This window comes from Allobosea sp. AAP35, assembly GCF_001295925.1.
Lineage (GTDB): Bacteria > Pseudomonadota > Alphaproteobacteria > Rhizobiales > Beijerinckiaceae > Allobosea.
On record NZ_LJHQ01000024.1, the window covers coordinates 13862 to 29463 of the forward strand.

Annotated in this window: 11 protein-coding genes; 7 read left to right on the forward strand and 4 right to left on the reverse strand. The window is 67.5% G+C overall.

Going from position 1 to position 15602, the window contains the following annotated elements; translation table 11 throughout:
* Positions 1-93 precede the first annotated feature (93 nt).
* The 3 genes from IP69_RS10005 (at position 94) to IP69_RS10015 (ending at position 3078) form a co-directional block, all read left to right on the forward strand.
* Positions 94-1482, forward strand: coding sequence for an ethanolamine ammonia-lyase subunit EutB (locus IP69_RS10005; RefSeq protein WP_054142684.1), 1389 nt, complete (start codon positions 94-96; stop codon positions 1480-1482).
* Positions 1479-2270 carry an ethanolamine ammonia-lyase subunit EutC gene (gene eutC, locus IP69_RS10010; RefSeq protein WP_054142685.1) on the forward strand — a complete coding sequence of 264 codons (792 nt, stop codon included), beginning with the start codon at positions 1479-1481 and terminating at the stop codon, positions 2268-2270. The genes IP69_RS10005 and eutC overlap by 4 nt, the downstream gene beginning before the upstream one ends.
* 358 nt (positions 2271-2628) lie before the next feature.
* On the forward strand, positions 2629-3078 hold the full coding sequence (locus tag IP69_RS10015; protein ID WP_054142686.1) for a MucR family transcriptional regulator: 450 nt from the start codon (positions 2629-2631) through the stop codon (positions 3076-3078).
* Between the two features lie 150 nt (positions 3079-3228).
* On the opposite strand, the gene IP69_RS10020 is transcribed toward IP69_RS10015, so the two are convergent.
* On the reverse strand, positions 3229-4170 hold the full coding sequence (locus IP69_RS10020) for an acetamidase/formamidase family protein (protein ID WP_054142687.1): 942 nt from the start codon (positions 4168-4170) through the stop codon (positions 3229-3231).
* 196 nt (positions 4171-4366) lie between these two features.
* On the opposite strand from IP69_RS10020, the gene IP69_RS10025 reads away from it, so the two are divergent.
* The gene (locus IP69_RS10025) at positions 4367-5800 is read left to right on the forward strand and encodes an amidohydrolase family protein (RefSeq protein WP_054142688.1); all 1434 of its coding nucleotides are present in this window, start codon (positions 4367-4369) and stop codon (positions 5798-5800) included.
* A gap of 30 nt (positions 5801-5830) precedes the next feature.
* Here the strand turns inward: IP69_RS10025 and IP69_RS10030 are convergent, their stop codons facing one another.
* Positions 5831-6466, reverse strand: a complete 636-nt coding sequence (locus IP69_RS10030; protein WP_054142689.1) for a TetR/AcrR family transcriptional regulator — start codon at positions 6464-6466, stop codon at positions 5831-5833.
* A 115-nt stretch (positions 6467-6581) separates the two neighbouring features.
* Here IP69_RS10030 and IP69_RS10035 point away from each other — a divergent pair, with 115 nt between their 5' ends.
* From IP69_RS10035 to IP69_RS10045, 3 genes are all read left to right on the forward strand, one after another.
* Positions 6582-7823 carry an efflux RND transporter periplasmic adaptor subunit gene (locus tag IP69_RS10035; RefSeq protein WP_054142690.1) on the forward strand — a complete coding sequence of 414 codons (1242 nt, stop codon included), beginning with the start codon at positions 6582-6584 and terminating at the stop codon, positions 7821-7823.
* A 5-nt stretch (positions 7824-7828) separates the two neighbouring features.
* Positions 7829-10972 (forward strand): efflux RND transporter permease subunit, encoded by a 3144-nt coding sequence (locus IP69_RS10040; protein WP_054142691.1) that lies wholly within the window; start codon positions 7829-7831, stop codon positions 10970-10972.
* A 121-nt stretch (positions 10973-11093) separates the two neighbouring features.
* Positions 11094-12524 carry an efflux transporter outer membrane subunit gene (locus IP69_RS10045; protein WP_248306794.1) on the forward strand — a complete coding sequence of 477 codons (1431 nt, stop codon included), beginning with the start codon at positions 11094-11096 and terminating at the stop codon, positions 12522-12524.
* 12 nt (positions 12525-12536) lie between these two features.
* Here the strand turns inward: IP69_RS10045 and IP69_RS10050 are convergent, their stop codons facing one another.
* Entirely contained in the window at positions 12537-14429 is a 1893-nt protein-coding gene (locus IP69_RS10050; protein ID WP_054142692.1) for a TRAP transporter permease, read from the reverse strand.
* Between the two features lie 95 nt (positions 14430-14524).
* On the reverse strand, positions 14525-15478 hold the full coding sequence (locus tag IP69_RS10055; RefSeq protein ID WP_054142693.1) for a TAXI family TRAP transporter solute-binding subunit: 954 nt from the start codon (positions 15476-15478) through the stop codon (positions 14525-14527).
* Between the last annotated feature and the right edge of the window lie 124 nt (positions 15479-15602).

A 15602-nucleotide genomic window follows, 5' to 3' on the forward strand; every position in this document is an offset into this window, starting at 1 on the left:
AGGCACCCGCCCTCGGCCTGCGCCTTGCTAGGGCGGAGACGAGCGGTTGATATGCCACCGTGGCTTCGTGGTGCGCGTCTGGGAGACGGGTTGATGGGATATCGCATCGCGGTCGGCAACCAGACTTACGTCTTCGCCGATCTCAAGGAACTGATGGCGAAAGCGACGCCGCTGCGTTCCGGCGACCGGCTGGCTGGTCTCGCGGCCGGCAGCTTGGAGGAGATGATGGCGGCGAAGATCGCGCTGGCCGATCTCCCCCTGCGGACCTTCCTGCACGAGGCGCTGGTGCCTTACGAGCAGGACGAGGTCACCCGCCTGATCATCGACGGCCATGACGCGCCGGCCTTCGCGACCGTCGCCTCGCTGACCGTCGGCGAGTTCCGCGACTGGCTTTGCTCGGACGCCGCAACGACGGAGGGGCTTGCCAGGCTCGCGCCCGGCATCACCCCCGAGATGGCGGCGGCGGTCTCCAAGCTGATGCGCAATCAGGATCTGATCCTCGTCGCGCGCAAATGCAGCGTCGTCACGCGCTTCCGCAACACGCTGGGCCTGCCCGGCCGGCTTGCCGTTCGCATCCAGCCCAACCACCCGACGGATGATGCTGCTGGCATCCTCGCCTCGACCATCGATGGGCTGAGCTATGGCTGCGGCGATGCCGTCATCGGCATCAACCCGGCCTCCGACAGCACGGCCCGGATCGGCGAATTGCTGCGCCTGCTGGACGGCCTCATCGCGCGCTTCGACATCCCAACCCAAGCCTGCATCTTGACCCATGTCACCACCTCGATCGCGCTGATCGAGCAGGGCGCGCCGGTCGATCTCGTTTTCCAGTCGGTCGCCGGCACCCAAGCCGCCAACGCCTCCTTCGGCGTGACGCTGCCGTTGTTGCAGGAGGGGCTGGAGGCCGGCCGCTCGCAGAAGCGCGGCACGGTCGGCGACAATGTCATGTATTTCGAGACCGGCCAGGGCTCGGCGCTCTCGGCCAATGCCCATCATGGCGTCGACCAGCAGACGCTCGAAGCGCGCGCCTACGCCGTCGCCCGGGCCTACCAGCCGCTCTTGGTCAACACCGTCGTCGGCTTCATCGGCCCGGAATATCTCTATGACGGCAAGCAGATCATCCGCGCTGGTCTTGAGGACCACTTCTGCGGCAAGCTGATGGGCGTACCGATGGGCTGCGACATCTGCTACACCAACCATGCCGAGGCCGATCAGGACGACATGGACACGCTGCTCACCTTGCTGGGCACGGCCGGCGTCAATTTCATCATGGGCGTGCCCGGCGCCGACGACGTCATGCTGAACTACCAGTCGACCTCCTTCCACGACCAGCTCTACATCCGCGAGGTGCTCGGCCTAAAGCGCGCGCCGGAATTCGAGGATTGGCTGCGGCGGATGGACATCACGGATGCGAGCGGCCGTTTGAGCGCCGGGCAGGGCGGGCCGGCCTTGCTCGCCGCCCTGCAGGACCGGGCGGCATGAGCGTGTCGGACAAGCCGCCGGCCGCGGGCCGTTTCGCGGAACTCGCCAGACTGACGCCGGCTCGGATCGCGCTGGGACGGACCGGCGCCTCGCTGCCGATGCGCGAGGTGCTGCGCTTCGGCCTCGCCCATGCCCAGGCGCGCGACGCCGTCCATGCACCCTTCCGCCCTCACGAGGTCGTGGCCGCACTCGTGGGGCTTGGGATCGAGACGCTTGCGGTTGAGAGCGCGGCCCGTTCGCGCGAGGATTATCTGCGCCGGCCGGATTGGGGCCGAAGTCTCTCGCCGGAAAGCCGCGCCGCACTGGAGGCGCGTCGCGCTTCGTTCGACCTCGCCATTGTCGTCGCCGACGGGCTGTCCTCGACCGCCGTCCACCAGAACGCCGCTGCGCTGATCGGCGCGCTGCTGCCGTTCCTGCAGCGCCAGTCGCTCACCGTGGCGCCGATCGTCATCGCCACGCAGGCGCGGGTGGCGCTGGGGGACGCGGTGGGCCAGGCGCTGGGCGCGCGCATGGTCGCGGTGCTGATCGGCGAGCGCCCTGGCCTGTCCTCGCCGGATTCGCTGGGCGCCTATCTCACTTTCGCGCCGCGGATCGGGCTGACCGACGAAGCCCGCAACTGCATCTCGAACATCCGCCCCGGCGGGCTCGGCTTCCCGGAGGCGGCCTTCAAGCTCGCCTGGCTGATCGACCAGGGGTTTCGTCGCGCCCTGACCGGGGTCGATCTCAAGGACGACAGCGATGCCGCGCTGGAGACGGGCGCTGATCGGCTACGGCTTCCACAGCCTTGAACGCGGCCGCGAACCGGCAGGCGCAGAGGCAACTCAGCGGCGCCGGTGCTTGCGCATGCCTCGGGCGATCCCATCAGGCGAATCCCTGCCGCGCGCCGGGCGCCGGTCGGTCTTTCGAATCAGGAACGGCATCGACGTTTCGCTGTCCAGATCAGACGCGCCGCTCGTAAAAAGGGCTGCCCTTACGGGAATTTCACGCAGAGGTTGAAGGAGGGCATTTGCTCCCGTTGCAGCAGCATCTCGTCAACCTTTTGAATCAGGTTTCGAGCGGTCGTGGATAGACATTGCCTTGTCTTCGTCCTAATTCGAATGGACTTCTAACAGCAATGACCTTCACTTCCCCCGATCGGAACACCTCATGGCAGACAATAACGAAGAGCTACTGGACCTGACGACCTCGATCGTCTCCGCCTACGTCGCCCGCAACAACGTCCCCCGTGCTGATCTCGCCGATTTGATCGCCAGCGTCCATGCCTCGCTCGCCAAGCTCGGCGGCGAGCCTGAAGCGCCAGCCGCCGCGCCGCTGGTTCCAGCCGTGTCGATCCGCAAATCGGTCACCCCTGATGCGATCATCTGCCTGGAGGACGGCAAGTCGTTCAAGTCGCTGAAGCGCCATCTCAGCAGCAAATACGACCTCACCCCCGAGCAGTACCGCACGAAATGGGGTCTTCCGGCCGATTATCCGATGGTTGCGCCGGCTTATGCCGAGGCACGCTCGGCGCTGGCCAAGTCGATGGGACTCGGCCGCAAGGCCGCCGTGCCGGCCGCTGCCGCCAAGCCCAAGCGCGTCGCCCGCGCCAAGGCGTGACGCTCAAGCTCCGACGCGCTTGACGTCAGCGCGCCCGGAACCAACGGGCCTCCGACCTCCGCCACGCGCGGCGGAGCCGCAACACGACGAAGCGAACACGACAGAACCCGCCCGGCCGCCGGGCGGGTTCTGAACGTCCACGCGGGCGAATCAGCGCTGCTCCAGCAGGCTCTTCTTCAGCATGCAATGCACGCCCTTGTGCTGGTTCACCGTTTGCGTGACGCGGAGATCCGCCGCCATCGAGCACAGCGCATAGGCCTGCTCGCGGGTGATGCCCGTGCGTTCGACGATCAGCACGATCATGTCGCGCAGCGCCTTTTCGGCACAGCGGTCGAGATCGGGGTCCATGCCGCAGGTGATGACATGGGTCGGCGTCTCGGCACGCGGATAGGTGAAGCTCAGATCCTTGCGCACAGTCAGCCGGAAGGTGCCCGACAGCGCCGTCTCGATGGCGGTGACGTTGACCTCGCCATCGCCCTGCACGCCATGGCCGTCACCGACCGAAAACAGCGCGCCGGGCGCGAAGACCGGCAGATACAAGGTCGTGCCCGCGACCAGTTCCTTGTTGTCGAGATTGCCGCCGAAAGCGCGCGGGATGATCGAGGTGCAGCGCCCCCATTCGATCGGCGGCGCGACGCCCATCACCCCGAAGAACGGCGCGAGCGGCAACTCGAGACCCCATGGCATCGTCGCGACCATCCGCGCCTTGTCGAGCGGGATGTTCATCAAATGGAAATGCGGAAAGTCGTCGGGCAACGTGCCGGCGAGCGGCCGGTTGAAATTGTAGCCCCAATCCTGGCGCAGCGAGACGGCCTCGATATCGACCTGCAGCACGTCGCCGGGCCAGGCCCCCTCCACCGCCACGGCCCCGGTCAGGATATGCGGCCCGAACGGCAGGCCCTTCTGCGCGGCGTGGATCGCGTGCAGTTCGGGCGGCACGTGGAACCCGGCAGGCGGCAGTGTCTCGACCGTCCCGCTGACGGATTCGATCGTCACCCTCTCGCCGCTTGCAATCGTCACGGCCGGCGCGACGCGCGCGTCGAAATACCCCCAATGGCAGGTTTCGGGCGAGGCGTGCAGATGGTGGGGCATGAGCGATCCCTGGCGGCTGGGGGGTGGCAGGAGGATGGACTTTGGGCGCTTTGCATGTCGAGTGCCAATCCCGCAAGCCAGGCGCCTCACGCCAGCAGGCGGAGCGGCCCGCTTCTTGCTCCCACATCGTGCTGGTGCTTGTCGCGCGGCCGACATTCCGGCATGCCCGGACTGGCCTGTTCCTCGGAGAGACCCCTTGCGCCAGATCATTGCCGGACACGCCTTCGATGCCCATCGCAGCCTGAGCGACACCCGCTTGACGCTGGATTGTGGCACCATCGCCGCAGTCGCCCCCGCCGCGCAGGCGCCTTCCGACGACATCGTCCTGCTGCCGGCGCTGGTCAACGCGCATGACCATGCAAGGCCGATCCGCACCAGCTCGGTCGGCGGCTTCGCCAGGCCGCTCGAACTTTGGCTGCACCGGCTGGCGCTGTTTGCCCCCGTCGATCCTTACCTCGCGACCCTGGCCCCGCTCGGCCGTGCCGCGCTCGGCGGGCAGGGCGCGGTGATGATCCACCATGTCCGGCCGATGGGGCTGACCGACCTGCCGACGGAGGCCGCCGCGATGGCCCGCGCCGCCCGCGACATCGGCGTGCGCATCGCCTTTGGCGTCGGCATGCGCGACCAGAACCCGCTGGTCTATGGCGATCACGCCCCCGTTCTCGCCGATCTCGACCCCGTCGCCCGCGCCGAGATCGAGGCGCGCTATCTTGCGCCGGTGCTGCCGGTCGCCGAGCAGATCGCCCGTGTCGACGCCGTGGCGGAGGCCATCGCCGGGCCGATGGTCGATGTGCAATATGCGCCCAACGGTCCGCAATGGGGCTCGGATGCGCTTTGGCAGGCGATCGCCGAAGCCTCGGCCCGGACCGGCCGGCGCGTCACCACCCATCTTTTCGAGACGAAATACCAGCGCGACTGGGCCGACCGGACCTATCCGGGCGGGCTGGTGAAGCACTGGAAGGAGATCGGCCTGCTCTCCCCGCGCCTGACGCTGGCCCATTGCGTCTGGGCAAGGCGCGACGAACTCGAGATGATCGCCGAGGCCGGCTGCGTCATCGTCACCAACACCTCCTCGAACCTGGCGCTGCGCTCAGGGTTGGCGCCGGTCGCCGAGATGGTCGCGCGCGGCTGCAAGGTCGCGCTCGGCGTCGACGGGCAGGCCTTCGACGAGGATGACGACGCGCTGCGTGAATTGCGCCTGCTCTGGTCGCTGCAGGCCGGCTGGGGCTTCGACCAGACGCTCAAGCCGCGCGATGTCCTCGCCATGGCGCTGGAGACGGGCCGCATCGCGCTCGGTGCGCCCCCGGGCGGCCAACTTGCGGAAGGGCAGGCGGCCGATCTCCTGATCCTCGACCGTGCCGCACTCGACGAGGATGCGCTGATGCCGGTCGATCCGCTGGATCTGATGTTTGCCCGCGCCAACCGCCGCCATATCCGCGAACTGATCGTGGCGGGGCGCACGGTCGTCGCGCATGGCCGCGTCCAGGGCGTCGATCTCGACGCCGTCCATGACGAACTGCGCGGCATCTACCGCGCCGGAATTAAGGAGCGCGCCGGTCTCGCCGCAGCCCTCCCGGCGCTGGAGAGCGCCGTGACGCGGCACTACCTCTCGCGCCTCGGCTGCTGCTGAAGCGCGGCGGCGACCATCAGGAGCGCGATGTCAGTCGAGCGGCGCGGGCGGCGCCAGCCCGTGCAGGAAGACATCGATACAGTGCCGCGCATGGGCGAAACGGTCCTCGCGCGTCAGCAGGTCATCGCCCGGAAAGCGCTTGACCAGCACGCCGAACACCATGTCCATCAGCATGCGCGCCGCCGTCTGCGGCGGAAACGGGCGTAGCGCGCCGCGCTCCTGCTGATGCGTCATCCAAGTGGTCAACAGCCGAAGCGCCGGCTCCGCCCCCTCAAGGGTGATCGCCTCGGCGATCTCCGGGTAGCGGTCCGAATCAGCCATGGCGAGCCGAATGAAGGCGAGCCTCTCATTGTTGTCGGGCTCCTCGATATCGAGGCGGAAGATCGCGGCCAGGGCCTGCGCCAGCGGCAGATCCTCCGGCGGGCGCGGCAAGGCCAGCATCGTGCGCCGGTTATCGGCGACCATGGCCCTGAACAGATCCGTTTTGGCCGGAAACAACCGGTAAAGCGTCTTCTTGGAGATGCCGCAGCGCGCCGCGACGCCGTCCATCGTCGTGCCGCCATAGCCGACATCGAGAAAGAATTCGCAAGCCAGCGCGATGATTCGCTGCCGCTCTTCCGCGTCCGAACGCTGCTTGGGCCGCCCGCGCGGCCGTGTGGCGTGCATTGCTGCTTCCGTATGGTCATTCATTAACCGTCACCACTTTCGGAAACATCTTTGGGTTTGACAGGCGAAGAAATCAAGCGTTAAGAAACCGAAGAGTTTCCAAAAGAGGCGCCTCATGCCGACTAACCGATTCGAGACCGCCAGGCACGTCCTTCTGTCCGGCAGCGTCCTGCTTGGCCTTGTCAGCTGCAACAGCGAGAAGGCCGCAGCACCACCGCCGCAGCCGCAGGCCCAGGTCAGCGTCGTGGTGCTGCGTCAGCAGCCCGTCGCGATCAGCGCCGAACTGCCGGGCCGCGTCGCCGCCAGCCTGGTCGCCGAAGTCCGCCCGCAGGTCGGCGGGCTGATCAAGTCGCGCCTGTTCCGCGAAGGCTCCGAGGTCAAGGCCGGCGACCTGCTCTACGAGATCGACCCGGCGAGCTATCAGGCGGCGCTCGACAGCGCCGTCGCGTCGCTGGCCCGCGCCGAGGCGTCCGTACCCAGCGCCCAGGCCAAGGTCGACCGCTATCGCGACCTGATCCGTCAGAATGCGATCAGCAAGCAGGACAATGACGACGCCAATGCGGCGCTGGCACAGGCGCAGGCCGATGTCGCCTCCGCCAGGGCAAGCCTTGCCACGGCGCGGATCAATCTCGCCTTCACCCGCGTCACGGCCCCGATCGGCGGCCGCGTCGATGCCTCGACGCTGACGCCCGGCGCGCTGGTGACGGCCAACCAGACCACCGCACTGACCACAATCCGTCAGCTCCACCCGATCAATGTCGACGTCATCCAGTCGAGCACCAACCTGTTGAAGTTCCGCAGCGCGGTGGCGGAAGGACGGCTGAAGCTCAGCGGCCCCAATGTCGCGGTCAAGCTGAAGCTGGATACGGGCATCGAATACGCCCAGTCCGGCCAGCTCGAATTCGCCGAGGCGAATATCGACGCGACCACCGGCACCTTCACGGTGCGCGCCGAATTCCCCAATCCCGACCGGCTTCTGCTGCCGGGCATGTTCGTGCGGGCCGTGATCCAGGAGGGCGTTGCCGAAAACAGCTTCCTGCTGCCGCAGCGCGCCGTCACCCGCAACACCAAGGGCGAGGCGATGGCCAAATTCGTCGCAGCCGACGGCAAGGTCGAGGAGCGGGTGGTCGCGACCTCTCGCAGCGTCGGCAACAATTGGCTCGTCGATCAGGGCGTCAAGGACGGCGAACGGATCGTTGTCGAAGGCGCGCAACTCGTCCGCCCCGGCCAGACCGTCACCGGCAATGAAGTGACGATCGACGAGGCCAGCGGCGAGCTCAAGCCGGCCAACCGCCAGGCTTCGCTGCCCGCCTCGCCGCCGGCCGCCCCGGCCGTCAGCCCGACCGCGAAGAACTGAACCTCATGTCGCGTTTTTTCATCGACCGCCCGATCTTCGCCTGGGTCGTGGCCATCGTCATCATGGTCGCGGGTCTTCTGGCCCTGCGGACGCTGCCGATCTCGCAATATCCGCAGATCGCCCCCACCACCGTCAGCATCAGCGCGAGCTACCCCGGCGCCGACGCGCAGACGGTCGAAAATTCGGTGACCAAGGTCATCGAGCAGGGCATGACCGGCGTCGACAACCTGCAATACATGTCGGCCACCTCGACGTCTTCGGGGCAGGCGACGATCACCCTGACCTTCACCAGCGCGGCCGACCCCGACGTCGCGCAGATGCAGGTCCAGAACAAGCTGCAGCTTGTCACCTCGCAACTGCCGCAGACGGTGCAGAACACCGGCATCACGGTCGCCAAGGCGTCGAGCGGCTTCCTGATGGTGGCCGCCTTCGTCTCGACCGACGGGCGGATGTCCACCACCGACCTCGCCGATTATGTCGACTCGACCCTCAACGACACCTTGAAGCGCGTGGCCGGCGTCGGCTCGACCCAGCTCTTCGGCGCCGGCTATGCGATGCGGATCTGGCTTGATCCCGACAAGCTGCAGAAATATGCGCTGATGCCCAGCGACGTCGTCACCGCGATCCAGGCGCAGAACGTCCAGGTCTCGGCTGGCCAGCTCGGCGGGCTGCCGCAGACCAGGGGGCAGCAGCTCAACGCCACCGTCACCGCGGTGAGCCGCCTCCAGACGGTCGGCCAGTTCGAGAACATCATCCTCAAGAGCGGCGCCTCGGGTTCGATCGTGCGGCTCAACGACGTTGCCCGCGTCGAGCTCGGCGCCAAGGATTACACCACCGCGACGCGCTATAACGGCGTTCCGGCAACGGGCCTGGCGGTCAATCTCGCGACCGGCGCCAATGCCCTCGACACCGCCGCCGCCGTGAAGGCGACCATCGACCGGCTGAAGCCGACGCTGCCTGTGGGCGTCGACGTGGTTTACCCCTTCGACACCACGCCCTTCGTCCAGGTCTCGATCGAAAAGGTGATTCACACGCTGATCGAGGCGATCGTCCTCGTCTTCATCGTGATGTATGTCTTCCTGCAGAACCTGCGCGCCACCCTGATCCCGATGATCACGGTGCCGGTGGTGCTGCTGGGCACCTTCGGGGTTCTCGCGGTCGCCGGCTATTCCATCAACACGCTGACCATGTTCGCCATGGTGCTCGCCATCGGCCTGCTCGTCGACGACGCCATCGTCGTCGTCGAGAATGTCGAGCGCGTGATGCAGGAGGAGAAGCTGTCGCCCAAGGAGGCGACGATCAAGTCGATGAACGAGATCACCGGCGCGCTGGTCGGCATCGCCACGGTGCTGTCTGCGGTGTTCGTGCCGATGGCCTTCTTCGGCGGCTCGGTCGGCATCATCTACCGGCAGTTCTCGATCACGATCGTCACCGCCATGGCCTTGTCCGTGATCACCGCCCTGATCCTGACCCCGGCGCTCTGCGCGACCATGCTCAAGCCCGCCGGCGATCACGCCGCGAAGAAGGGCCCCTTCGGCTGGTTCAACCGCGGCTTCGACAAGACGATGCATGGCTATGCCAGCGGCGTCGCCGGCATGATCGCGCGGCCGCTGCGCTTCATGCTGGTCTTCCTGCTGATCGGCGGCGGCATGGTCTATCTCTTCGCGCGGCTGCCGAGCTCCTTCCTGCCCGAGGAGGACCAGGGCGTGCTCTTCACCATCGTGCAGTTGCCTGTCGGGGCCACCCAGGATCGCACGCTCGCGGTCCTCGACCAGGTCAGGCGGCACTACCAGGAGAACGAGAAGGACCTGGTCGAGGGCGTGCTGACCGTCACCGGTTTCTCGTTCAGCGGCGCGGGCCAGAATGTCGGCATCGCCTTCGTGCGGCTCAAGCCCTTCGAGGACCGCGTCGGCAAGCAGGCGACGGCCCAGGCGGTCGCAGGGCGCGCCATGGGGGCCTTCCGCGGCATCAAGGACGGCATGGTGTTTGCGCTGGCGCCGCCCTCGATCCAGGGCTTCGGCAACAGCGCGGGCTTCGAGTTCTACCTGCAGGACGTCGCCGGCGCCGGCCACGCCAAGCTGATGGAGGTGCGCAACCAGTTGCTGGGCCTCGCCGCGCAGAGCCCTGTGCTGTCGGGCACGCGCCCCAACGGCCAGGAGGACACGCCACAATATGCCGTCGAGATCGACCAGGAGAAGGCCAGCGCCCTGACGGTGTCGCTGGGCGACGTCAACACGACGCTCTCCACCGCCTGGGGCTCGGCCTATGTCAACGACTTCATCGACCGGGGCCGCGTGAAATCGGTCTATGTCCAGGCCGACGCGCCGTTCCGGATGCAGCCCGAGGACATCGATCGCTGGCATGTCCGCAACAGCGGCGGCGCGATGGTGCCGTTCTCGGCCTTCGCCTCCGGCCACTGGACCTATGGCTCGCCCCGGCTGGAACGCTACAACGGCGCCTCGGCGGTCAATCTCCAGGGCGCGGCGGCGGCCGGCATCTCCTCGGGCGCGGCGATGGACCAGATCGATGTGCTGGCCAGGCAGCTACCCGCCGGCTTCAACCATGAATGGACCGGCCTGTCTTTCCAGGAGCGGTTGTCGGGCAGCCAGGCGACCGCGCTCTACGCGCTCGCCATGCTTGTCGTCTTCCTGTGCCTGGCGGCGCTCTACGAGAGCTGGTCGGTGCCGTTTGCGGTGATGCTGTCGGTGCCGATCGGCATCTTCGGCGCGCTCGTCGCGGCGACCGTCTTCGGCCAGACCAACGACGTCTATTTCAAGGTCGGCCTGCTCACCACGATCGGCCTGGCGGCCAAGAACGCGATCCTGATCGTCGAATTTGCGATCGAGCAGGAGGCGGCCGGCAAGAGTCTCGTCGATGCGACGGTGGATGCCGCGCGCCAGCGCCTGCGCCCGATCCTGATGACCTCGTTCGCCTTTATCCTCGGCGTGCTGCCGCTGGCAATCGCGACCGGCGCCGGCTCCGGCAGCCAGAATTCGATCGGCATCGGCGTGATGGGCGGCATGATCGCGGCGACCCTGCTCGGCGTGTTCTTCGTGCCGCTGCTTTATGTCGTCGTCGCCGGCACGGTCCGGCGCTGGCGCAAGGCCCCGGCTGCAAGCCCGACCCCGGCGCCGGCCGAGGCGCATTGAGGACATGACGCGGATGACGAAGACGATTTGCGCCATGTTGCCTTGTGCCATCACCCCTGCCGCAACTGGTGCGGCACCTGTCGCGCGCCTCTTGCCTCTGGCCGGCCTGGGCCTGCTGGCAATGGCTCTCGCCGGCTGCGCGGTCGGGCCCGATTACGCCACACCGGCGCAGTTTCTGCCGACCAATTGGGGCAACGCCCCAAAGACGAACAAGCCGCTCGAGGCCAAGCGGCTGGCGCGGTGGTGGACGAAGCTTGGAGATCGCCGTCTCGACGCGATCGTCGAACGCGCGGTGGCCGGAAACCTCGATGTCGCCTCGGCCAAGGCGCGCATCCGCGAGGCCCGCGCGACCCGTCGGCAGGCGGTCGGCGCGCTGTTCCCGCAGGTCGACGGGTTCGGCTCGGGCACGCGCTCGCGCACGGCGGCCGCGACCTCGGCCAGCGGCGGCAACACCACGGGCAACCTGTTCCAGGCAGGCTTCGATGCGAGCTTCGAGCTCGATCTCTTTGGGGCCAATGCCCGCAATGTCGAGGCGGCGACCTTCGGGGTCGATGCCGCCGACGAGGATCTGCGCGGGGTTCTGCTGACCCTGATCGGCGATGTCGCGACCAACTATGTCGAGGCGCGGGGCGCCCAGGCTCGCGTCGCGCTGGCCCGCCGGACCTCGGCCTCGCAGCGCGAAACCGAGCGGCTGACCCGCACCCGGTTCACGGCCGGTTCGGCCTCGGCTCTCGATGTCGAGCGCGCCGCCGCCCAGGCCGCCACCACGGAAGCCGCCGTCCCGACGCTGGAGGCGGCCTATGCCCAGAGCCTGCACCAGCTCGGCATCCTGACCGGCGAGGCCCCGACCGCGCTCGCGGGCATCCTCGACCGGGGCGGGCCGATCCCCGCCGCGCGCGGCACGCCGCCGGCGGGCATCCCCGCCGATGTCCTGGTCAACCGCCCCGATGTGCGCCGGGCCGAGCGCCAACTCGCGCAGTCAACCGCACGGATCGGCCAGGCGGAAGCCGCGCTTTATCCAAGCATCAGCCTGACCGGAAACATCGCAACCACCGCTCTCAAGACCGGCGACCTCGCCAAGAACTCCTCGATCGGCTGGTCCTTCGGCCCGTCCCTGAGCGTGCCGATCTTCAATGGCGGCGAATTGCGCGCGGCCGTCGAGGTCGCGCAGGCCCAGCGCGATCAGTCCGACGCGGCGCTGCGGCTCTCGGTGCTCACAGCCCTGCAGGATGTCGAGAATTCGCTCGTCAACCTCGCCAAGGAGCGCCAGCGCGCCGGCAAGCTCGCCGCCGCCACAGCCTCCTTCCGCGAGGCGGCCAGGCTCTCGCGCACGCTCTACCAGTCGGGTGCGGCGAGCTTCCTCGACGTGCTCGACGCCGAACGCTCGCTCTACAGCGCGGAAGACACGCTGCTGCAGAGCCGCGTCGCCGTGACGTCCAATTTCGTGTCGCTCAACAAGGCGCTCGGCGGCGGCTGGGACAAGCCGGTCGCCGTCGATCTGCCCCGGGTGATCGACGCCAACACCGGCCCGCATCCGCGCGCCGCCTATTGAGCCGAAGCCGGCTCAGCCCGGCGTCTTCTGCGGCACCTCGACACCGGCGATCGACGCCGCCTTGGGCGCCCGTTCGCGGCGGGGCCATTGCAGCGCGATCACGCCCAGCGCCAGCCCGAAGCCGATCAGATCCGTGATCAGGCCCGGCTTGATCAGGGTGAAGGCCGCCGCCAGCATCATGGCCCGTTCGATGTGCGTGGCGCGGGCCAGGAAGAAGCCGTGCAGCCCGGCTGCGAGAAACAGAGCCCCGCAGGTGGCACTGACCGCCGAGGTTATGATCGTCGGCCAGTCGCCGATCATCAGCAGGGCCGGCTCGTAGACGAACATGAACGGCACGATGAAGCCGGCCGCGCCGATCTTCACCGACGCCCAGCCGGTCTCCCAGAGGTCGGATTTGGCGAGCCCGGCCGCGGCATAGACCGCCAGCGCCACTGGCGGCGTGATCGCGGACATGATCGCGAAATAGAACGCGAACATATGGGCCGCCGGTGCGACGACGCCGAGCTTGACCAGGGCCGGCACCAGCAGCGCCGTCATGATGATGTAGGCTGGCGTCGTCGGCATGCCCATGCCGAGCAGGATGCCGGCGAACATTGTCAGGATGAGTGCGAGCAGCAGCGTCTGATCCGCGGCGCTGATGACGAGCTGCGTGAAGACGATGCCGACGCCCGTCAGCGAGATCGCCCCGATCACGATGCCGGCGCAGGCGCAGGCCAGCGCCACCGCCAGCGTGCCCCTCGCGCCGTCGATCAGCGCGCCGATCAGATTGGCGAAGGTCACCGTGCCGCGTGACGATTTGCGCAGCGCGGCGACCGGAAAGCAGGCGACCGTGCCGGCAAGCGCCGCCAGCGGGGCGCTGTAGCCGGCGTAGATGATCGCGAGGATGACCGCGACCGGCAGGAAGAGATGGCCGTGCTCGGAGAGGACGTTGCGCATCCGCGGCAGGTCGGCACGCGGCAGCCCGGCGAGGCCGAGCCGGCGGGCCTCGAAATGCACCGCGCCGAAACAGGCGACATAGAACAGGATCGCCGGGATCAGCGCCCAGATCGTCACCTGCGCATAGGAAACGCCGAGGAACTCGGCGAGCACGAAGGCGGCGGCGCCCATGATCGGCGGCATGATCTGCCCGCCGGTGGAGGCCACCGCCTCGACGCCGCCGGCGAAGGCGGGCCGGAAGCCGGTGCGCTTCATCAGCGGGATCGTCATCGTGCCGGTGACCATGACATTGGCCACCGCGCTGCCCGAGATCGTGCCGAACAGGCTCGACGAGATCACCGCGACCTTGCCGGGCCCGCCCGAACTGCCGCCAGCGATGCTCATGGCGAAATCCATGAACAGCCGTCCCGTGCCCGTACGCTCGACGAAAGCGCCAAACAGCACGAAGATCATCACATAGGAGGCCGAGACCGACAGCGGGATGCCGAAGATTCCTTCGGTCGTCATGAAGAGCTGGTCGAGCAGCCGCATCGGCTCGACCCGTGAGACGAACAGGGCATAGACCAGGAACACCATCGCCGTGATCGGCAGGGCCCAGCCGATGACCCGGCGCGTCGCTTCGATCAGCGTGACGATCAGGACCACGGCAAAGACCATGTCCAGCGTCGAGAGATCGTCGACATAGTAGATGCGGTTGACCAGGTAGTCGTAGTTGAAGAACAGATACAGGATCGGCGCGCTGGCGACGATCATCCAGACATAATCGCTCCAGGACGGACCCGAACTGTCGTCTACCGATCTGCGGAAGATCAGGAAGGTCAGCGCCAGCGCAAACAGCAGGTGCATGCCCCGGAAGATCACCGCCTCGGGCGTTCCGGTCAGGATCACCCAGATATGGTAGAGCGACATCGCGCTGGCCAGCACGGCGATGAGCCAGGCGCTCGGCGACAGGGTTTTCAAGCGCTGCATGGCGCTGCTTTCATGTCTGGATCAGGCGGGAGGGGTCGTCCGGAGCGCAGCGTGGCGCTCCGGATGGCCAGGCGAGAGACCGTCGAGGCCGCGCCTCACTGCGTCGCGACGGTGACGCCCTTTTCCTGATAGAACTTCGCCGCGCCGGGATGGAACGGCACGCCGACATCCTCCGCCATGCCCTTCACCGTCAGCCCGGCCACGGCCTTGCTGGTCGCGGCCAGCGCGGGGATGCTCTCGGCCACCGCCTTGGTCATGGCGTAGATCTGGTCGGCCGGCAGCTTGCAGGACGCGACGAGATGGGTCGCATAGCCAATCACCTTCACGTCGCCGTCCTGTTTGGGATAGGTGCCTTTGGGCACGGTCACCAGCGTGTAGCCCGGGTTGAGCTTCTTCATGCCCTCGAGATCGGCGCTGAGATCGAGCAGCTTGATGTCGCGCGACGAGGCGAGGTCCATGATCGATCCTGCCGGGATCGCCGTCCCGAGCGAAAAGGCCGAAGCCTGCCCGTCCTGCATCTGCTGCACCGAGTCTGTGTAGGAGACGAAGGAAACCTTCACGTCGCTGTAGCTGAGCCCATGAACCTTCAGCAATTGCCCGGTGATCAGTTCCCCGGTGTTGCCGCGCGGCTGGGTGGTGATCGCCTTGCCCTTGAGGTCCTTGACGGAGTTGATCCCCGCATTGGCCGGAACCACCATCTGGAAATACTGCGGATAGAGCGAGGCGATGTTGCAGATATTGGTGTGCTTCTTCGGGAAGGGCGCGTTCCCGGCCAGGCCGTCGACGGTCGAGATCGAGTTGCCGAAGCCGATTTCCGCCTTGTTCTCCTCGATGGCGCGGACATTGGCGATGCCCGCGCCCGGCAGCGCCTGCACCGAGAGCCCCGGCACGGCTTTCTCCCAGATATCCTTGAGCTGTCCGCCGAGCGGCACCCAGACGCCGCCTTGCGGGCCGGTCATCAGCCGCATGTCGGCGGCCTGGGCCGTGGCGGGCAGCAGCGCGCCGACGGCGCAGGCGAGATACAGATAGGGCTTGAGTCCGAAATTCATGGCGCGTTCTCCCAAGATTATGGTTCTGAAAGCGCCATGTCGTTGCTGCATGTGCGCCCTGGCGGCGCCCGGTCTTTCGGCCCAGCGCAGCCTCGCTGGTCAAGCTACCGGCTGTGACGCCTGT